Consider the following 19,938-nt stretch of genomic DNA (forward strand, 5'->3'; position numbering starts at 1 on the left):
GGCTCATTCACCTTAGCTTAAGTGAGATATTTGTCCTGTAATCGTTTCGATAACATCGCACTCATCATTGCTCTTAATGCCGCGGGTTTAACAAGTTTTCGCATATACCCTACATCAGCCGCTTGCGTTTTTTCTTCGATGTCTTCGTCTGTAGTGGCCGTAATCAATATCGCGGGTATATAATGCGTTGATTGCTCTCGCATAACATGAATTAACTCAAGACCATTTTGATCGTTGTCTAATTGGTAATCCACCAAAAGTATTTCTACTTCATTACAATGTTCTGAAAATAATGCTTTCGCCTGTTCAAATGTTTCAGCCGCAAGAACGTTACATTGCCATGCTGTTAATAACTCCACCATACCACTTAACACATCAGGATCATTATCAATGCACATAACGGTAATATCACTAAAGCCAACACTCATTTGCGGTTTTTCAATCACGGGCTGAAAGTTCTTATCTGCTTTCTCTAACGCCACTGAAAAGCTACAACCTTCAGATAATTTGGATGTTAACCCAAGCTGGTGTCCTAAAATATTGGCCAAACTTTGTGTAATGTTTAGCCCTAAACCCAATCCTCTGCTGCCAGACGCCTGGGGCGTATTTAACTGAGTAAACTGTTCAAAAACCAAGTGTTGTTTATCTTCTGGTATCCCTGGGCCATTATCAACCACTTGAATAACAACTTGATCGTCTCGACATCTTGCTCCTAGTAACACTTTACCAGGACTTGCATACCGAAAAGCATTACCAACTAAATTTTGAAGAATACGTCGTAACATATGCTTATCCGACTTTACCCATAGTGACGTCGAAGAAACCTTAAATTGCACAGATAAATCTTGTGCTGACGCGGAAAATTCTTGGCTCAAATCACTAAATAGCGTTTGCAGCGGAAACGCTTCAATGTGCGCTTTAATGTTTCCACTTTCAATACGTGCAATTTCACTCAAGTCAGACAGTAAATCGTTAGCTACTTTCAGAGAGTGATCGATATTTGTAACTTGTCTTCGCTGTATGTCATTTAAATTATCCTGACTTGCCAACGCCGATGTAAACAACCGTGCCGCTTCTAGCGGTTGCATTAAGTCGTGGCTACACGCCTTTAAATAAAGACTTTTTTTAATATGTGCCTGTTCCGCTTTTTCACGTGCTGCCTCTAAAGCTTCATTCGCTTGTTCAAGTTTTTGTGTTCTCTCTTGTACAATTTCCTCTAAATCAAAATTTTCCGCTTTTAACATTTGCTCGGCATGCCGATACGCGGTGATGTCAGAAAACATCATAACAAAACCACCATCAGGCAAAGGGTTTCCTTCGATTCTAATAACTTGTCCGTTGTCATGCTCTCGTTCTGAACTATGCGGGCTACCTGAACGCAAATATTCAATACGCTTACGCACTTGTTCTTCAACATCTCCTGCGCCAATTAAGCCGCGAGCAATGTTGTATCGAATCAGCTTTTCTATTTTTACCCCAGCATAAATCAGATCCTTGGGATACTTAAAAATATCAAGATATTTTTTATTCCATGCAACGAGTTTCAGTTTACTGTCAACAATAGAAATACCTTCACTGGCATTTTCAATAGCACTTTGGAGCAAATTTTGGATTTGCTGTTGCTTTTGATTTGAAGCGTCCTCAACTAACACCGCCAGTTCATCTAAAGCGATATCTCGCCCATCTAAGGCTGAAGATATAACGAGTTGTGCCGATGACGACCCCATGACACTCGCAAGCGTACTTTCAGTATGTTGCAACAACAATTGATTGTAGCTTGCAAGACCTAATGAACGCTTATCGTACTGTTGATGAAACTGGGCAAAACTATCAACCGCTTTTTGTATGCCAACAAAACGAGAAACTAATAACTCTAGTTCATGGCTATCAATTTTACGGCTTTTACGTGCCGTTGCTTGTGTGCCCGGTGACTGCCACTCAAGAAATACCGAGGCTTGTACTCGTTCCTGAACGCTTTGTCTGCTAATTTTGGATAACGCCCACATCACAAATACGTTAACACCTAAGCTGAGTAAGTTGGCAGTACTAGCAGGCGGTAACCAACCATCGCTAAACGGTTGTTGATAAAAACCAAATTGCGGTAAAAAGTTTAACAATAACCAAAGTAAGAAACCGACTAAAATGCCACCATAAACCCCTGTTAAACTTGCTCGTCGCCAATAAAATGCGGCAATTAACGCTGGTGTTAATTGCGCAAAAGCACCAAAAGCAATTTCACCTAGCGAGCTAAGGGTATCAGGTGATGCTAGCAAGAATACGCCATAGCCGAGCATTATCACCATGAGTACCAACACTTTGCGTATTTTCAATAAACGGTGGCGAAAATTATCGTAATCGGTATGTCTTGTTTTACTTGATTTAAAGAGCATCGGAAAGACAATTTCATTACTAAGCATAGTACTGAGTGCAATAGAAGAAATAATTACCATGGAACTCGCCGCTGAAATCGCACCTAAAAATGCCACTAACGTTAGCCAAGTTTGTTTCTCAATCCAGGGTAAGAAAAGCACATAGGTATCTGCGGGTACAGAGTCACCTAAAAGTAAATCACCCGCTAAACCTAAAGGCGCTGCAAAAAGCGCAAATACTAATAAATAGATAGGGAAGACTCGACGGCTAAGCCACGTGTCTTTTTCATCTTTTAGCTCAACAACCATGACTTGAAATTGTCGTGGTAAAGACAAAAACGCCGCCATCACAATAATCAGCATTGCTGACATAGACAGAAGGTTAGGTGTATTAAAGTTTTGATATAACTGTACATTAGCGCCTGATTGTCGCCAAATTTCTCCCGGAGAATCAAATAAAACAAAGCTAACAAATAGACCCACGGCTAAAAAGGCAACCAATTTCACTAAGCTTTCGAAAGCAATAGCGAGGACCACGCCGGGATGACGCTCTGTAACATCAATATTGCGTATGCCAAACATAACGGTAAAACCAGCCAGAACAAGGCTTACGATTAAGCCAAACCCCCACGTACTTACCACATTGGTTGCTTGTAACTGTTGAAAAGAATAAACAATCGCTTTTAATTGTAATGCGATATAAGGCATTGTGCCTATTAAAGCGACTAACGTAACAATAATGGCTAAGTTGTGAGATTTGCCAAACCTCGATGCTAGTAAATCAGCTATTGACGTTAAATTTAATTTTAAGCTGATTCGAATAATACGTTGAATAAATGGCCAAAAGAATAGAAAGATAATGATAGGCCCGAGATAAATGGGAATATGTGAGAGAAAATTAGTAGATGCTTGGCCAGTGGTGCCTAAAAAGCTCCAAGAGGTACAATAAACGCCCAGTGACAAGGCATAAATATACTTTTGACCTTTTTTTGCAAGACGGTGACGATATTTATCACCTAAATAGGCAATAATAAACAACAACCCGATATAACTAATACTGATCAGGGTTAACTGCCAATTTGGAAACATATTCTCGCTCAAGATGAATTATCAATATACTAAGTTTCCAAATAATACACCTAAAATCAATTAGATTTTTGTCTAATAAAGAACAGTTACTGATTATTTTTCAGTTTATAGCCAGTAACTTCTTTCATTTTTGGCCATGCCTTTTTACGCACAAACTACACTTCTTTGTTGTAGTGTCGTGCTAACGCGAGCGATAAAATGTGCTAACCGATCACCTTCAGCTCTTACAGTATCCTGCCGCATAGACAAATAAAAATTACCTAAAAATTCCATTTCAAAGTATTCTGCTGTCAATTTAAAGGGTTCGACAAAACAATCAGGAACACACGCTTGTGCCCCTGTCGAGATAACTGCATTACGTATGTTTTTTAACTTTCTACCTAAGGGCTTTCTCACGGTCATAAGATCTGACAGTCGGTCAAAAAATACTTTCATTTGCGCAGACATGGCATACCAATAAACGGGGCTCGCATAAACAATTAAATCGCACTGACTCATGCGTTCAGCAATCGCTAAAAAATCATCATCTTTATTTTTATGTTGATAGTCGTAAAATGAAATCTGATAGTTATCTAGCGATAAAACTGTCGCATTTAGCGACTTTGCCAATGCCTGTGCACACTTTACAGTATTACCTATTGGGTTAGATGTTGCCGTTATAATCATGGTTTTCATACCTCAACCTATACTCCTTTAATTGCCGAGACGCTTTCTTGTGGATAGATGTATTCATTACGAAGTGACGGTACATCGCTGGTATATTGCACAAATTCGACTTCATAACCATTTGGATCAATAAAGTAGGCATTTTTTCTGTGAGGCAATATTTCTCCACCACTTGCACGCTTAAAACCAACATTATTTAGACGCTCTATAAGGGCATCTAAATTGGCCGTCGCAAACGCAAAGTGAGCCAAACCTAGAGTAGTACTTTTAAGATCTCGGTTTTCACCTGTTCCTCTATCATTAAATGTTAAGTATTGATAATCATCACCAAAATGAACCCAGTTTCTTTGTTTACCGTGCCAAGATTGTTTTGAACCACCCCTTACACGCCAATGTGGAAACGCCGCTTGATAAAAAGCTAACGTCTCAGGAATATTTTTAACAACCAAATTTATATGTTCAAGATATAACATTTTGCCTCCATGAATGTGTTATTTATGTGTCATTGTTTGATTAAAAAGGGCGAAATACCGTCGATAAAAGACCGTCATGCCTTCGAATAAATGTTTTTCATTATGAGTGATTAATTGAGATTTCATTTTTTAAGCTCCTGTTTTTTATTGTTAAACATAAGCATAAAACCTCAACCTTTGTTGAGGTAAAGTGTTTTTTTTCTTATAGTAATAAAAAAGTGTGAAGAGCAGGAAAATGCAAGAAGCAAAATTGTCCGTTGGACAGATCGCAAAACGAGCAGGCGTAAAAGTATCGACATTACATTTTTACGAGTCAAAAGGGCTAATCACCAGTTGGCGTAATCTTGGCAATCAACGTCGCTACAAACCTGAGGTACTGCGACGTATTTCGGTCATAAAGGCGGCGCAAAAAATGGGCATAAACTTAGAAGAAATAAGGCAAGCATTTGCCACGTTACCTGATAGTCGTACACCTACGACTAAAGATTGGCAACGATTAGCTAGCCAATGGCAACAATCGTTAAATCAAAGAATTGCTTATATGGAAAGGTTAAGAGATTACTTGAGTGGATGTATTGGTTGCGGGTGCTTATCGATGACAAGCTGCCCGCTATATAACCCGGAAGATACCTTAGGTGATCATGCTAGTGGTCCAGTTATTTTGGATAAAGTAAATAAGCCCTAGGTTTCGTTGGTGGGTCTACACCATATTTCTAGTTCTGCTCAACGATTAGTTTATCAAGTAACCCCTTTGCTGCCTCTTTCTCGGCAAAATAAACGTTACTGTTAACAATATCAGCTAATAAAGACATCGCTTCACGATCCCTATCAAGTGCTTCCAAGGTTTTTGCTAAATGAAACTTGATATCCGGACGATTCTTATTCACAACGAGTGCTTGTCGATAATAAGGCAATGCATCTTGATAACGTTGCATCTGAGATAAAATCAATCCTAATGTATCTAATGTATTTGGCTGCTTTGGTTGTAACGTTAACGACTTTTCCGCCAACTGTTTCGCCTCGGCTAAATTACCCAATTGAAGTGCCGAATACGCGGCATTGTTATATACAGTTGCATCTTTATAAAACGAGAGAATCGTCTGATAAATATCAAATGCTGCTTGCCAATCGTTAGCATTAGCGAGTAATTCAGCTTTTGTTAACATTAATAAGGGGTGTTTAGGGTGCTGCTCGATACGCTCTGTTAAGTATTTAATTGCTTGGTCGCTTTTTTCTGTGGCAACCATTGTCTGCACCAAGCCGACTTGAGCTGCTGGGTATATATCATCAATGTCACGAAAATGCTTAGCTGCCGCTTTATATTTGCCAACAGCCAATAAATTCTGCGCGTACAGCAATGTTATTTCATCACTCACTATTGAGTCTTGGTAATTTTCAATTACTTTTATCGATTCATCAATACGACCCACTTCTTGGTAATATTTTGCGAGCGCAAGCAATGATGGTGACGCCGGATGCCAAGCTAAAGCTTTTTGTAACGCGTCAAGTGCCCCTTGTGCATTAAGGGTTTTACCATAAATTGCTGCTACTTTACGATAAAGTGCTGACTTTTCAATATCTTTAAGGTTTAAACGAAAAGCATCTTTAAGTACTTGATGCGCCTTATCTATACTATTCTGCGCCAAATATAGATCTGCTAATAAATAATACATAGGCAAGTTATCGGCATACTTTTTAAGATAGCCTTCTGCAATATCTAACGCCTTTTTTTGACGTTCTGTTCGATATAAAAGCGTTATATAAGCTTTTGTGATCTCAAAATTTTCAGGCGCCAATTCATACGCCTGCGCAAGCTTTTCAGCGCTCTTTGGCAATTGATCATTTTGTTGGTAAAACTGCGCAATTGAAAATGCCAGTTGCGCATCATTTTTGTCTTTGTAAACGGCTTCAGTATAACGAATAGCTTGCTCGACATCATGCTGTTGAGCCAGTATATTTGCTTTGGCAATGACAGCGGGAATAAACCTCGGATCGACGGATAGCGCGTTGTCAATATTTTCAATAGCCGCATCAATTTTACCTAGCTCTAATAAAATCAACCCTTGTTGGTATAAGTTTTCCACCGTAGGATCATGAGCAACGATTCGCTTTGACACATCAAATGCTTGCTCGAACTTTCTTTGCATAACATAGGCTTTAAACAACAGCGGTTCTATAAGTTGTAAATTTTTTGGTTCGTCCCGATTTTTTTTAGCAATATTAACAAGTAACTCCGCCGCTTGATTTGCTTTATCATTTGCAATAAGTGCCTGTGCTAACTGCAAATCAAACAATATAAAATCGCTGGCTAATGATTTAGCATGTTCAAAATAGAATAACGCTTTGTCATCATTATCCAATGCAAGGTAGATGGTACCTAATAGCGAATTAATTGCCGCATCATTCGGATAAGCCAAGTTAGCCTTTTTTAAGGTAGCAAGAGCAATCATATAATTGCCTAATGCATAATCAATTGAAGCAGACAGCCTCAACGCACGATAACTAGTGGCATCAATTGCTAAATAGCGATTTAAGTAAGTTTTTGCATGTTCTAGTTCACCTTGCATAAAGGCTGCATAGCTTGCTAAATAGAGATAACTGGGGTAACGCTCAATCACTTCTGGCGCTATGTTACCAATAATTTCAAAAACGTTATTAACGACACGCTCAGAAACCTCATCACGGTTTTGTGAAGAGGCAACAACGGCCTTAAGAAAAGTTGCACGGGGCTCATTCGGCAGTTGATTCAAGACAATTTCTAAATCTTCATCAGCTAAAGAAAACCGCTGCTGTTCTATATAGATACTCGCTCTTAACAATAGACTACTAAAATCATTGTTGGACTCACTCAGTACTTGATTCACTAAAGCAAGTGCAGGTATTAGCTCAGCTTGCTGATATAACAAGTTCGCCTTCATTGAAAGCGCTTTCAATGGTGGCAGATAGCTATCTAATACTTCATCTAAGATTTGATGAGCTAATGCTTCCTTTTTATCAATAATATGCACTTGCGCTAAACCAAGCTTAGCGTTCAAATTACCGCTGTTAACACGCAATGCTTGCTCAAAGGTACGCTTGGCGACATTAAAATGTCCTAGGCCAATTTGCGCCAAACCTCTTGCTACATATACTTGGTCGATAATAGCAGGATTGTTTTCAGCGATTTTTAAGGCATCAAGACTTTTGTTATACAAACCCTGCTGTGTGTAGGCTTGTGCGTATAGCAATTTTGACTCAGCAGTATCTATACCTATATTGCCGGCGTTCTGTAACTCAGATTCAGCTAAATGACCTTTTCCCTGAGCTAAATATACTTTTATCAATAATAACTGTGCCGTCGTGTTTTTATTATTTTGACTGAGTAAATTTTTTAGATACGTCTCTGCTTTACCATATTCATGAGCTTGAAACGCACGTTCTGCTGCTTCATAGTTTTCCAACGAATTAGCAAAGCCTGTGCTACATAAACACATTAAGATAACTGACACAAAACCAAGATAACGAGAGCGCATATATTCCTTTTCACTTTTAATCATCAAGTAGTTAGAATATATTAATTCGACGTGCGATTGTCAGTAATTTTTACATCTTTGTGCAAAAACGCGCGGACACATAAAATAAACCGTTGTTTATAATACTTTTTTACATGTGGGCATAATAATTGCTTTGATAGTATTATTAAGTAATGCAGTAATGCTAATTCACCAATGGGAATGGCCATGAATTTTTTAAAAACAATAAGTGTTTCGATGTTTGTAACCTTATTATCTGTCTCTACTAGTGCGGTTGCAGGACTAACAACCGTATCTACATTCATTAATGAAAAGAATGATTGTAAAGACTTTTTTGATAATGACTCTGGTATTGGTATCAATAAAACCGGTGGTAGCGGCTTTAGCGATTGTAAAATTTATTCAGAAGACGAAAATGAAGTGCAATATGATATTGCATGGGTTTTGAGCAAGTTTGATGTTGACTCAGGCGACTATGAAGAAGGCGCTAAGTTCAACAATCAAATGGCTAAGGTTGATTGGGAATTCAACGGTAATGGCACTAACTTATCAAATAGTGCCAGTGGTAACTGGACATTCAACAATAGCAACGTTGACATCTATTATTGGATTGCAAAAACTGGCAAGGGCTATAACTTGTTTTGGACTGTTAACGACAGTGCTATTAATAACGGTACTTGTAGTGCATTTGATGGAACGAATAACTCTGTTAGCGACAGCAACTTGAGCTTAGCATGTATTAGTTCAGCAGTTGCGGTTAATGAAGGTACATACCTAACACCAAATGAAAAAGGCTTATCTCACCTTACATTCTTTGGTAAAGAAGAACCAGCACCTGCTGTGGTTCAAGTATCAGAGCCTGGCATGCTAACCTTATTTGGGCTTGGTATTGCAGGTCTACTGTTAGGTCGTAGAAAAACTAAATAGTTTTTAAGCGCTTACTTCTAAAAAAACGCCGTGATTTTCACGGCGTTTTTTTATGCGTGTACATTTAATTATTTAACCGTTTGTGTATAAAATTCAGCGATATACTTGCCACCTTTTATTTCACCAATAAAACGTAACTTAGTTTTATCGCCTTTATTAGGAATTAATTCCCCCAATGCCGTTTCTCGCTTCCAGTAATAAGGCGTATCTTTCATGCCTAGCTGATAAGCCCTAGGATTTTTCGCGTTATCTACGATAAAAAAAGTAGCAGTATCAAGAGGAAATGTTGAGTTAACGGTTGTTATACCGTTTTCATGTGTGACATTAATCTTAAAGTCCTTTGATTTAAGTACACATTTTTGATTAATTACGTCGCAATGGCCAAATGGCTGCAATTCATATAAACGCAGCTTACTGGCTTGGCTTTCTAAGTAGAAATCGGAGAGTACATACCCCCCTAATATAAGAAACGGTGCTAGAAACATTGCTAGCTTAGTATGCCGACTCATTAAATCATCCTTATAATTATGATAATACTTTATTTAACAAACAGTTACTCTATTAGCTAAACGAAATACTATACCAAGGTTACAGAAAAACAAAGGCCCCTTATCATATAAACATAATATACGATTAGAGGCCTTTTGAATTAATGCGCGAGCATTCAATTAGTGATCATGTGCAGCCGAAACACCACCGTGTGGTGTACGGAAATTTGTCACCAAGTCTTGAATTTCTTGTGGTGCAGGACCTGTCGCTTTCAGTATGGTAAATGCAACGGCAAAGTTCACTAATGCACCCACAGAACCAAAGGCATTAGGTGAAATTCCGAAGAACCAGTTTGGCTCCATGCCGCCAAGGAAGCTAGTACCAGGAATAAACATAATACCTTTGTGTTGGAACACATACAGCATTGTTACACCAATACCGGCACACATACCTGAAATAGCGGCCTTGCTATTCATCTTCTTAGAGAATATCCCCATCATTAATGCTGGGAATATACTTGAGGCAGCCAAACCAAAGGCTAACGCCACCGTACCCGCGGCAAATCCAGGCGGATTCAACCCAAGATAACCAGACAATATTATCGACAAGGTCATGACAATGCGGCTTGCTAACAGCTCACTTTTCTCGGACATGTCAGGCACCAAGACCCCTTTCATTAAGTCATGGGATATTGCTGAAGATATTGCCAGTAGTAACCCAGCAGCCGTTGAAAGCGCAGCTGCTAAACCACCCGCGGCAACTAATGCAATAACCCAGTTAGGTAAGTTTGCGATAGCAGGATTAGCCAATACCATAATGTCACGGTCAACTTTTACCATTTCATTTGTAGCAGTATCTGCAGTGTACTGAACTTTACCGTCACCGTTTTTGTCTTCAAACTTCAATAGACCCGTTTGTTCCCAGTCTTTAAACCATTGTGGACGCTCAGCGTACTCAAGGTTTTGACCCGCTGCGGGTTCAATGGTGTTCATTAAGTTGAAACGAGCCATTGCTCCTACTGCTGGTGCTACAGTGTACAATAATGCAATAAATACAAGTGCATAACCTGCTGACTGACGTGCAGCTTTTACCGATGGTACGGTAAAGAAACGCATAATTACATGTGGTAAACCTGCTGTACCGATCATTAACGACAACGTATAAGCGATCATTTCAACATCACCTAAAGATGAAGTTGTATATTCTTTAAAGCCGAGATCAGACACCACCATATCGAGTTTGTCTAACAAGTAAACCCCACTGCCATCAGACAGTGTCGAACCTAAACCAAGTTGAGGAATTGGGTTGCCTGTTAACTGCAATGAAATGAAGATAGCTGGAATTGTATAAGCAGTAATTAATACCACGTATTGTGCAATCTGTGTATACGTTATACCTTTCATGCCACCTAATGTCGTGTAAACAAATACCACGAACATACCAATATACAAGCCTGTATCATATTCAACTTCTAAGAAGCGAGAAAATGCAACACCAACACCTTTCATTTGACCGATGATGTATGTTAAAGATGCGATAATTAAACAAACAACCGCCACAATACGTGCTGTACGTGAGTAGAATCTATCGCCGATAAACTCAGGAACAGTAAACTTACCATGTTTACGCATATACGGTGCTAAACACATCGCTAGTAATACGTAACCGCCTGTCCAGCCCATAAGGAAAACTGAACCACCGTAGCCTAAAAAGGCAATTAAACCTGCCATGGAGATGAATGATGCAGCACTCATCCAATCTGCACCAATTGCCATACCATTTTGTAATGGCGTAATGCCACCGCCAGCAGCGTAGAATTCACTCGTAGAACCAGCTCGGGCCCACCAGGCAATTAAAAAATATAAACCAAAGGTACCGCCAACAGCGATCCACGTATAGAGTCTCAACTCATCCATTACGCATCCTCCACATTATATTTTTTATCTAGGTCGTTCATTTTCTTACCGTACCAGAAAATAAGACCAACGAAGGTATAGATTGAGCCTTGCTGTGCAAACCAGAAACCTAGCTTGTATCCACCTAGACGAATAGTGTTTAACGGTTCAACCAATATTAACCCGAAACCGAATGACACCACGAACCAGATAGCAAGACAGATAAAAATCAGGCGCAGATTTTCTGCCCAATATGAATTTTTGTCTTCCATTGTTTTCTCCTAGCATTGAGCTTTAAAGCCCATATTATTGCGCTTTTTGTTGTTTTTACGCGCTTTTGACACCTGTTGTGTTTGTAGTTAGCTTTATGATGAATTCGCCCTCTAACAGAGAAAAATGCACAATAAAACTAAACTAATGTACACACTAGCAAGGATTTTTTGGCCAAGGTATTACACTTTAGTCTAGGACGTGAATATCTTTGTTGACCAGTACTATCAAAATGCACTACAACAGTTGTAGAGAAAACAAAAGGGAACAACAATGGATAGTGAAATAGCCGAAATTATTGCGTTTATTCAAGGGATCCCCCCTTTTGATCAATTGCCTGAAGACAAAATAAAGCTCGTTGTTAAGCTGATAAACATTTGTTACATCAAGCAACACCAAAAATTGCCACCCAGCCAATGTGAAAACAATAGTCTTTTTATCGTTCGTAAAGGGGCATTAGCCTATTATGACACTGAAGATGAGCTCGTGGGTAAATATGGTGAAGGAGATATTTGTACGGTTTTTTGTCAAGACAATGAGCAGGTTGAAATTAGTGTAATAACCGAAGAAGATACACTTGCCTATTGTATTAGTTATCCGCAATTACACGATGTAGTTTTTCATTATCCTGCCGTCATTAACTTTTTTCAACACAGCTCAGAGCAACGGTTAAACAGTAAAATGTCGCAAGTCAATGAAGACGCTATACTCGCATCTTCATTGATGAATACAGATATAAGTCAGTTTTATCACACACCAGTTGCAACAATTTCACAACAAACGTCAATTCAACAAGCGGCAATTGATATGACTGAACTAGGCTTTTCATGCTTAGTTGTCACCACCAACGACACAACACGTTTACCTGTTGGCATTGTGACAGATAAAGACCTTCGTCAGCGTTGTATTGCTAAAGGGTTAGACTTTTCACTACCCGTAAGTGACATCATGACTAAGGAGATGTTAACCATAGAAGCAGGCAGTCGCGCTTACGATGCTTTAATGTTAATGACAGCTAAGCGAATACATCATTTGCCTGTTATGGAAAACAATCGGTTACTCGCCATGGTAACAATCACCGATTTAATGAATCATGAAAGTCAAAATGCGGTTAATTTGACACACATCATTCGCAAAGCAACCTCAGTAGAAGAGTTAATACAGGTCAGCGCATTATTACCAAAATTACAAATTAGAATGGCTAAACTTGGCACGACTGCTGATCACGTTGGTAAAAGCATAAGCGCCATAACATCAGCTTTCACCATAAGATTAATCGAACTTGCTGAAAAAACGTTAGGCAGTGCTCCTGTCAGTTATGCATGGTTAGCTGCAGGCTCTCAAGCAAGAGAAGAACAATTTGCTCATTCAGATCAAGACAACGCCCTAATCATCAGTGATGACGTAAAGCCAGAGCATGACCAATGGTTTATCGAACTTGCACGTTTCGTTTCAGATGGGCTTGCCAAATGCGGTTTTATTTACTGCCCTGGTGATATTATGGCGACCAATAAACAATGGCGACAACCACAAAAGGTTTGGCATAAATATTTTGCCGATTGGGTAGACACACCTAGCCCTCAAGCGTTGCTTAACAGTAGTGTCTTTTTTGATCTTACGACCGTCCACGGTGATGAATCATTACTTAATGATGTTCGAAAAAGGTTACTCCAAAAAACCAAAGGAAATACGCTATTTTTAGCGCACCTATCAAAAAATGCGTTATTAAACCGGCCACCGCTAGGTTTTTTCAGAGACTTTGTATTAATTAAAGATGGTGAAAATAAACGGGTATTAGATTTAAAGCACAATGGTATTGCCCCCATTGTCGATTTAGCACGAATTTATGCATTAAGCGAAGGTATACAAGCAACAAATACTATTGAGCGCTTAAAACAAGTTGCAGGCACGCCAGCATTAACTAAAGCTTCTGCAGCTAATCTTATTGATGCTTATGAATTTTTATCGCTCTTACGCATGGAACATCAGGCAAAAAAACTAGTGGCAAACATTGCGCCCGATAACTTTCTCGCGCCCAAAGACATTTCCAAACTAGAACGCGAGCATTTAAAAGACGCCTTTAAAGTCATCAAAACATTACAAGATGCACGACAATCGAGTTATTAATCATATGTGGCGACATCAGTTTTTGTTTAATTGGTTATTTGGCATAGAGATCGCACGTAAAAAAGCGCTACTCAGGGCGCCAGCTGGTCCCGTCAAAGATTATTTATCACAGCCATTCCCTGCTTTGAATACGCCATTAGCGAAGTTAAATTTAGTTGCAGTAGACTTTGAAACAACGGGGCTTGATGCCATAAATGATAAACTACTCAGTGTAGGGTTCGTTAATATCAGTGAACAACAAATTCAACTCAATAGTTGTTACCATCAAATAATAAATACCAATCGCGCCTTAGCTGCCGACAACGTTATTATTCATCAAATAACTGATCAACAGCGTCAGTTAGGTAAGCCCTTAGCAGAGGTCATTGAGCAATTACTAAAAGCCATTGCAGGGAAGCCTCTTTTAGTACACTTCGCCCACATAGAAAAGCAATTTTTACAGCGTGCGTGTTTAGAGCTTTATGGCTTTGCACCTCCTCTACCAATAATAGACACCTTATTATTAGCTAAAAAACGCCTAGATAAACGGGACGTGGCTTACGATCCCTCTGAACTTAGATTAAGCGCGCTTCGCAGTCGCTATGATTTACCGACCTACTATGCACATAACGCGTTAAGTGATGCGATAGCCACAGCAGAACTATTCTTAGCCGAAAGCCAAACCCAATACACCAATGCAACTTTAAAAGACCTATTGATTTAAATATAGCGATTTGCACAAGCTATTTTTAACAACATAGCATAAATATTCTAATTACAGAGTTGTTATCAGCTATACTTAGCACAAAGCAACAACGCGAGAAAAGGATTTGAAGCACCGTTGGCGAAATAAATTTGTGCTAGCAGTAGGGATTGGATGTGCATCTATAGCGCTATTTCTCAATGTAAAAGGTGATCCTAAAGCTAAGCCTCAACCCATAACCATTGCAGTATCGTTAACACCGCTGTCTGCTCCTTTTTATGTCGCACAAGCGATCAATGCTTTTGATAAGCACTGCATTGACGTTTCGATTATTGATGTTGTTGGTGGTAAACGCGCTTATGACCTGGTCGCTACTGACGAAGCAACTTATGCTACTTCATCAGACTCTGTGATTGCCTTTCAAAGCCTATATCATTCTGAGTTAGTATCTCATGCTATGTTTGTTCAATCAGATAATGACGTAAAACTCTTGAGTAAAGTTTCATCAAATATTGAGTATACACAGCAGTTAGTCGGTAAACGCATTGGTGTAACGCTAGGAACAGCTAGCGAGTACTTCCTTACTTCTTTACTAGCATTAGAAGGTTTAACGCCTACTGATGTTACCTTGGTCGATATTCCCCCTGATCAACTTTATCATGCAATTAAAACAAACAAGGTAGAAGCTATTGTACCTTGGGAACCTTTTGCATTTAATGCGGTGAAAGCAATGGGTCAACAACTCAAGTTACACCAGACCAAAAATTTAAATTCATTAAGTTTTAATTTAGTTTCTAAACCATTACCATTACATAGTGTTAGGGCAACAAAATGCCTGTTATCAGGACTCATTAAAGCCAATGAATTTATCGCCGTTCAACCTAAACGTGCAAAGTCGATAGTGCAAAGTAAATTAAACGTTGATGCTGAATTCATTGAGTGGGTTTGGCGAGATTATATTTTTAAAGTGGGGTTAGATAATTCACTTTTATTAAGTATAGAATCACAAGCAAGGTGGGCATTTAGACAGTTGGCAGGTAACGCGTTATCACCTCAACTAACCTTAGCGAAAAGCTATGTAACCTATATTGATGAACGCGCACTTTCACAACTAAACCCTCAATTAGTAAATGTTCATTGATGGTGTATAACGTATGACAATGGCTTTGACACAACGAATCTCTTATTTTGCGATTGGCTGCTGCTTCGTTTTTTTTGTCATCATTTTTAGTGTACTCTTCGCTTACCAAAGTATCTCTTTAGCAACGCAGCAAGAAGCTTTTGCTCAGCGAATTGAAAGCCATACTGATGTACTGAAACAGATCATATTAAGCAAACAACTTTTTGCTAAGAATAACCGAACGCAAGAATGGATTACCTATCATAATCAATTGCAGGAACTAATAAAAACCGCGCCAAGAATGACAGCTAAACAACAGGTAATTCTGAACAGTATTGCAAGCCGAAACTTAAACCTTAAAGCACTTTTTGAGAAACAAACACCCCAACAACTCGACAATGCGAACAAAATACTTCAAAACCATTTTAACGCAAGATTGTTAACGCAATTAGAATCCATTCGTGCTGATGCCGTTAACTTATCTAAAGATGTACAAAGAAACATTAAAGAGACAGTCGAACAAGAATTTATGTTAATTGCGGTTGTATTACTACTTTCTCTAAGTTCTCTCACCTTGGGAGCGGTTAAACTTAAGCGCGTGGTAAAAACGTCATTAAATGAAGTTGAAGAAGGCATTAAAAACAATGTAACAGATCATTTTCAACAAATAGACTTAACTTATCCCTCTGAAGAATTTGAAAGCATTGTCACTCACTTTCAAGAAATGAATCGAAAGCTTGAAGAAAATAGTATTTCAATCGATGCCATGCAGCAAATTATTGCCGAAAGAACAAAAATATTAGAGGAAATTTCACGCACAGATCCATTAACAAAAATTGCAAATAGGCGTGCTATTTATGAACGAGGGGCACTTGAGTTTTCTCGCAGTAAAAGAGCTAACTCCTCATTAACAGTGATGCTCTTTGATTGCGATTTTTTCAAAAAAGTAAATGATGAATATGGCCACTTTTGTGGCGACGAACTCTTAAAGCACCTCTGTAATATTTGCCAATTAGAAATACGTGAAGTGGACTTCTTAGGGCGCTACGGCGGTGAGGAGTTTGTCGTTATTTTACCAGCATGTAAAATTGAAGATAGCAAAGAAACTGCGAAACGCATTCAAGAAAGACTTTACCAGAACCCTTTAACCTTTAGAGGGCAAATGATCCCAATAACCATTAGCATTGGTATGAGTACACAAAATGCCAGACATGAGAACTTTGAGCAATTACTGAACGAGGCAGATCAAGCCATGTATCAAGCTAAGCACAAAGGTAGAAATCGCATCGAAGTCTTTAATACTGATACAGACTAATTTGTCGTCGCTTTTAACAGATCTTACCGTTTGGATGAATAGGTTAAGGCTTCAACGGGCAGTCAGCTATGAGCGAAAAACGGACAGTTACTGGGTGCTCTGAACCTAACTCTGTTTTGCTCATGTCTTTATATTAAGCCGATGTCAGCTTGCTGACGTGCATTGTCTGGTTGCTGTCGTGTATAAACTGTTAAAAATCACATTTAATGATATTGTTTAGTTATCAATTAAAGGATGAAAACATGATATCCCCTGACATTATAAAAAATTTAAGAAGCCAACATGGTTGGACTCAAGAGCAACTTGCCACCATATCGGGTGTTAGCTCTAGGACGATTCAGAGAATTGAAAAAACAGGAGAATGCTCACTAGAGTCAAAAATGGCAATCGCTGCTGCATTTAACGTGACCCCAAAGTTTTTAGTAAATGAATCTAATTATACAGAAAATAACTATGTAATTTCACCGCGACTCAATGTGATAAGCTGGGTGCTATTACTAACAATGTTACTAGCAATATTGTTAGTTCCTGATGGGGAGTTGCAAGTTCGTCTTCATATCAATGGTGTGGTTATGATGTTCACCTTATTTGCATTATCAATTAGAGTTATTGATATTAAGGAATTAAAGTTTTTATTAATATATTCATTAGGTGGTGGCAAGTTGGATAATTCAAAGCCTCTAATACAGCTAATTTCTAGTCTGAATCAATTGATTCGATTTACTTACATCTCGGCAATATTCGCTTTTCTTTTTCATGGTTGGCAAATGTCCTTCGCTTGGCCCGAAGTAAGTTTATTCTCTGCCCGATTCAGCGAATTAATGGCAAACAGCATAATAGCTTCAGTCTTATATTCGGTGGTGGTTGCTGAACTATTTTTCAGGACATCCAAATTAAGATTAGAGTCACAACTAATCAAAGACAATGCACTATTAGATAAGATTAGCGAATGACCGTTGTTGGCACATCTGCGACTGTCAGGTTTTGATTGAATCCGATGAATTAAACCTGACAGATCAAATTAAGACTTACGCAACTAATTATCAGTGCATAACACCAATCGCAACGTCTGATTGATATCTTTAACTTGAGCATTTACATCTTGAGAAATAGTTTCAGCAAGTGTTCGGGAGTGGCCTACTTCACTTTGTACACTCATCATTGCTTGTTCAAACGCTGAAAAATGATTGCGTTGTTGATTAATATGCGAGAGTGCATCTTCAGCTACTTGTGCAGAGATTATGGCTTGTTGTACTACATTCTCTGCGTTTTCTTTTAGTACTGCCGCAATTTGCTTTTGCTGGCTTGAAGCGGTTTCGATACCGTAAATATTATTTTCTAACGTTAAACTGGCTTGATTTAACTGCTCCAAGCGTTGGCTCACCTGGTTTAATGAATCTTGTGTTTTACCTGCTAACTGCCTTACCTCGTCAGCCACTACTGAAAAACCTCGACCATGCTCTCCTGCACGCGCTGCTTCAATGGCGGCATTAAGTGCCAGTAGGTTGGTTTGATCGGCAATAGCACTAATAACATCGACAATTGAACCAACACTTTCTACCGATTGTGTTAACGTTAAAATAGCCTCTCGACCGGCACTAGCGGCGGAGTTCGTTTGCTCACTTGCAACCAAAACTTCATGTACTTTCGTTTGGCTGTCATTCATCGATTTTTGCGTTGTCTGAGCATTATCAACAACTTGTTGTGATAGAGTGTTTACATTGTCGGTTACCGCAGACAAAGCATCCATCACTTGCACAACACCAGCAAGATGTTGATCTGTACTAGATGATGAATCTAGAATGTTGCGTGCTTGGTTTTCCATGGTTTGCATAGCCTTTGAAACTAAATTAAGTTGCTCTTCTTTTTGTTTATCTTCTTCAGCTAACTTTGAAACCATTTGATTAAAGCTATGTGAAATTTCTCCCAACTCAGTTTTTAAAGGAATACCCGTAATATTTTCAACACGCCCCTCATTAACTAAAGTAACAAAACTATCTCTAAGTTTACGTAATGGGTTTAGTACGACGCTACGCGTAAGCCAATAGTTTGCAGCCAAGAACAAGATTAAAAATGACAACAGGCCTATAACAATATAGGTAAGTTGCTGATTAACTAGCTCTTGGTTATGTGTGATTTCAGCTTCACCATTAAGAATGATTTGTTCTAATTCATCGACTTGTTTCGCCAGTAAAGCAAACCCTTGTTGACGTTTTTGCTGGTTTTCTAAGGTATTATTAAGCTCAAGTTGATAACGGTTGATCAGTGAAATTAACTCGGACAATGCTTCTTCGCTCACATCTTCTTTATCATCTTCGTCAGCAAAAAAATCATCGTCATCATCGCCATCGTCAAGATAAATTTCCAACAAAGGCTTAGCGGAAAGCTGCTCTCCAAGTTCGATTAACGTTTGTAATGAATAAGATAACGAGTCGCTGGTTGCTTGTTTTTGTGCAAACATGGTTTCGCGACTATCTACTAAGTTGAATAATGCACTCGCGATTTGGTTGGTTAATTGTAAATATCGCGCCTGCTCATTGGCGTTCAACACTGATGTTTGTTCAACGTAGTTTGCTAAGCTTTGGTTGATAGCAGATATGCCACGCTCTCCATTACGAAGCAAAGCCATAGGGTCCCCACTTAATTTCCCCATTGCGCGATACTTTGTTGTAATGTCTTTTTTTAATGCCGAGGCCTTATCTGCAATTTCAGTCGCTAATTGAGTAATGGACAATTGTTCGGTACTTAAGACAATGTCGGCAAGTATTGCCTCAGCTTCCGTTAATTGACTCGCATCTCCAGAAGCTAAATAACGCCTTACTGTTCTACTGAACTTTACCGTTGTTAATGATTTTAGGTGTTGGTATTCATCGTATTGCTCCCGACTTTTAGACAGTGACTCTCCAACTTGGAACATAGTAGTAAGGAAAATAACAGCAAAGGCGCTGATTGCAACAACAGAACATCGAGAAAAAGTAGATACGCGCACGAATAAACCTGAGAT

At 38.9% G+C, this 19,938-nt stretch carries 15 protein-coding genes; 7 read left to right on the top strand and 8 right to left on the bottom strand.

What is annotated here, in order from left to right; genetic code table 11:
- Nucleotides 1–17 precede the first annotated feature (17 nt).
- The 3 genes from QUE09_RS16870 to QUE09_RS16880 form a co-directional block, all read right to left on the bottom strand.
- Nucleotides 18–3,458 carry a hybrid sensor histidine kinase/response regulator gene (locus tag QUE09_RS16870; RefSeq protein WP_286234042.1) on the bottom strand — a complete coding sequence of 1,147 codons (3,441 nt, stop codon included), beginning with the start codon at nucleotides 3,456–3,458 and terminating at the stop codon, nucleotides 18–20.
- Nucleotides 3,459–3,602: 144 nt separating this feature from the next.
- Nucleotides 3,603–4,133, bottom strand: a complete 531-nt coding sequence (locus tag QUE09_RS16875; RefSeq protein WP_286234043.1) for a flavodoxin family protein — start codon at nucleotides 4,131–4,133, stop codon at nucleotides 3,603–3,605.
- Nucleotides 4,134–4,141: 8 nt separating this feature from the next.
- Nucleotides 4,142–4,597 (bottom strand): VOC family protein, encoded by a 456-nt coding sequence (locus tag QUE09_RS16880; RefSeq protein WP_286234044.1) that lies wholly within the window; start codon nucleotides 4,595–4,597, stop codon nucleotides 4,142–4,144.
- Between the two features lie 235 nt (nucleotides 4,598–4,832).
- Between QUE09_RS16880 and soxR the strand changes: the two genes are divergently transcribed.
- Nucleotides 4,833–5,282 (top strand): redox-sensitive transcriptional activator SoxR, encoded by a 450-nt coding sequence (gene soxR, locus QUE09_RS16885; RefSeq protein WP_286234045.1) that lies wholly within the window; start codon nucleotides 4,833–4,835, stop codon nucleotides 5,280–5,282.
- 28 nt (nucleotides 5,283–5,310) lie between these two features.
- On the opposite strand, the gene prsT is transcribed toward soxR, so the two are convergent.
- Nucleotides 5,311–8,109 carry an XrtA/PEP-CTERM system TPR-repeat protein PrsT gene (prsT, locus tag QUE09_RS16890; RefSeq protein ID WP_286234046.1) on the bottom strand — a complete coding sequence of 933 codons (2,799 nt, stop codon included), beginning with the start codon at nucleotides 8,107–8,109 and terminating at the stop codon, nucleotides 5,311–5,313.
- 207 nt (nucleotides 8,110–8,316) lie between these two features.
- Here prsT and QUE09_RS16895 point away from each other — a divergent pair, with 207 nt between their 5' ends.
- Nucleotides 8,317–9,036 carry a PEP-CTERM sorting domain-containing protein gene (locus tag QUE09_RS16895; protein WP_286234047.1) on the top strand — a complete coding sequence of 240 codons (720 nt, stop codon included), beginning with the start codon at nucleotides 8,317–8,319 and terminating at the stop codon, nucleotides 9,034–9,036.
- 68 nt (nucleotides 9,037–9,104) lie between these two features.
- On the opposite strand, the gene QUE09_RS16900 is transcribed toward QUE09_RS16895, so the two are convergent.
- The 3 genes from QUE09_RS16900 to QUE09_RS16910 all read right to left on the bottom strand — a co-directional run bounded on the left by QUE09_RS16900 (nucleotide 9,105) and on the right by QUE09_RS16910 (nucleotide 11,692).
- On the bottom strand, nucleotides 9,105–9,545 hold the full coding sequence (locus QUE09_RS16900) for a hypothetical protein (protein ID WP_286234048.1): 441 nt from the start codon (nucleotides 9,543–9,545) through the stop codon (nucleotides 9,105–9,107).
- Nucleotides 9,546–9,704: 159 nt separating this feature from the next.
- The gene (locus tag QUE09_RS16905) at nucleotides 9,705–11,441 is read right to left on the bottom strand and encodes a sodium:solute symporter family protein (protein ID WP_286234049.1); all 1,737 of its coding nucleotides are present in this window, start codon (nucleotides 11,439–11,441) and stop codon (nucleotides 9,705–9,707) included.
- Nucleotides 11,441–11,692 carry a DUF4212 domain-containing protein gene (locus tag QUE09_RS16910; protein ID WP_074499571.1) on the bottom strand — a complete coding sequence of 84 codons (252 nt, stop codon included), beginning with the start codon at nucleotides 11,690–11,692 and terminating at the stop codon, nucleotides 11,441–11,443. The genes QUE09_RS16905 and QUE09_RS16910 overlap by 1 nt, the downstream gene beginning before the upstream one ends.
- A gap of 271 nt (nucleotides 11,693–11,963) precedes the next feature.
- Between QUE09_RS16910 and QUE09_RS16915 the strand changes: the two genes are divergently transcribed.
- The 5 genes from QUE09_RS16915 to QUE09_RS16935 all read left to right on the top strand — a co-directional run bounded on the left by QUE09_RS16915 (nucleotide 11,964) and on the right by QUE09_RS16935 (nucleotide 17,887).
- Nucleotides 11,964–13,817: a putative nucleotidyltransferase substrate binding domain-containing protein gene (locus QUE09_RS16915; RefSeq protein ID WP_286234050.1), complete on the top strand. Its 1,854-nt coding sequence runs from the start codon at nucleotides 11,964–11,966 to the stop codon at nucleotides 13,815–13,817.
- Nucleotides 13,795–14,520, top strand: a complete 726-nt coding sequence (locus QUE09_RS16920) for an exonuclease domain-containing protein (RefSeq protein ID WP_286234051.1) — start codon at nucleotides 13,795–13,797, stop codon at nucleotides 14,518–14,520. The genes QUE09_RS16915 and QUE09_RS16920 overlap by 23 nt, the downstream gene beginning before the upstream one ends.
- Nucleotides 14,521–14,626: 106 nt before the next feature.
- Entirely contained in the window at nucleotides 14,627–15,640 is a 1,014-nt protein-coding gene (locus QUE09_RS16925; protein ID WP_286234052.1) for an ABC transporter substrate-binding protein, read from the top strand.
- 13 nt (nucleotides 15,641–15,653) lie between these two features.
- Nucleotides 15,654–16,934 (top strand): GGDEF domain-containing protein, encoded by a 1,281-nt coding sequence (locus tag QUE09_RS16930; protein WP_286234053.1) that lies wholly within the window; start codon nucleotides 15,654–15,656, stop codon nucleotides 16,932–16,934.
- A gap of 242 nt (nucleotides 16,935–17,176) precedes the next feature.
- The gene (locus tag QUE09_RS16935; RefSeq protein ID WP_286234054.1) at nucleotides 17,177–17,887 is read left to right on the top strand and encodes a helix-turn-helix domain-containing protein; all 711 of its coding nucleotides are present in this window, start codon (nucleotides 17,177–17,179) and stop codon (nucleotides 17,885–17,887) included.
- Nucleotides 17,888–17,970: 83 nt separating this feature from the next.
- Here QUE09_RS16935 and QUE09_RS16940 read toward each other — a convergent pair whose 3' ends face one another.
- On the bottom strand, nucleotides 17,971–19,923 hold the full coding sequence (locus tag QUE09_RS16940; protein WP_286234055.1) for a methyl-accepting chemotaxis protein: 1,953 nt from the start codon (nucleotides 19,921–19,923) through the stop codon (nucleotides 17,971–17,973).
- Nucleotides 19,924–19,938 lie beyond the last annotated feature (15 nt).

The sequence above is a fragment of the Thalassotalea sediminis genome, from assembly GCF_030295915.1.
GTDB classification, from domain to species: domain Bacteria; phylum Pseudomonadota; class Gammaproteobacteria; order Enterobacterales; family Alteromonadaceae; genus Thalassotalea_C; species Thalassotalea_C sediminis.

Coding starts and splice junctions, on each gene's coding strand:
- QUE09_RS16895 (WP_286234047.1), top strand. CDS start 8,317: ATGAATTTTTTAAAAACAATAAGTGTTTCGATGTTTGTAACCTTATTA.
- prsT (WP_286234046.1), bottom strand. CDS start 8,109: ATGCGCTCTCGTTATCTTGGTTTTGTGTCAGTTATCTTAATGTGTTTA.
- QUE09_RS16880 (WP_286234044.1), bottom strand. CDS start 4,597: ATGTTATATCTTGAACATATAAATTTGGTTGTTAAAAATATTCCTGAG.
- QUE09_RS16935 (WP_286234054.1), top strand. CDS start 17,177: ATGATATCCCCTGACATTATAAAAAATTTAAGAAGCCAACATGGTTGG.
- QUE09_RS16875 (WP_286234043.1), bottom strand. CDS start 4,133: ATGAAAACCATGATTATAACGGCAACATCTAACCCAATAGGTAATACT.
- QUE09_RS16910 (WP_074499571.1), bottom strand. CDS start 11,692: ATGGAAGACAAAAATTCATATTGGGCAGAAAATCTGCGCCTGATTTTT.
- QUE09_RS16930 (WP_286234053.1), top strand. CDS start 15,654: ATGACAATGGCTTTGACACAACGAATCTCTTATTTTGCGATTGGCTGC.
- soxR (WP_286234045.1), top strand. CDS start 4,833: ATGCAAGAAGCAAAATTGTCCGTTGGACAGATCGCAAAACGAGCAGGC.
- QUE09_RS16905 (WP_286234049.1), bottom strand. CDS start 11,441: ATGGATGAGTTGAGACTCTATACGTGGATCGCTGTTGGCGGTACCTTT.
- QUE09_RS16920 (WP_286234051.1), top strand. CDS start 13,795: ATGCACGACAATCGAGTTATTAATCATATGTGGCGACATCAGTTTTTG.
- QUE09_RS16870 (WP_286234042.1), bottom strand. CDS start 3,458: ATGTTTCCAAATTGGCAGTTAACCCTGATCAGTATTAGTTATATCGGG.
- QUE09_RS16900 (WP_286234048.1), bottom strand. CDS start 9,545: ATGAGTCGGCATACTAAGCTAGCAATGTTTCTAGCACCGTTTCTTATA.
- QUE09_RS16915 (WP_286234050.1), top strand. CDS start 11,964: ATGGATAGTGAAATAGCCGAAATTATTGCGTTTATTCAAGGGATCCCC.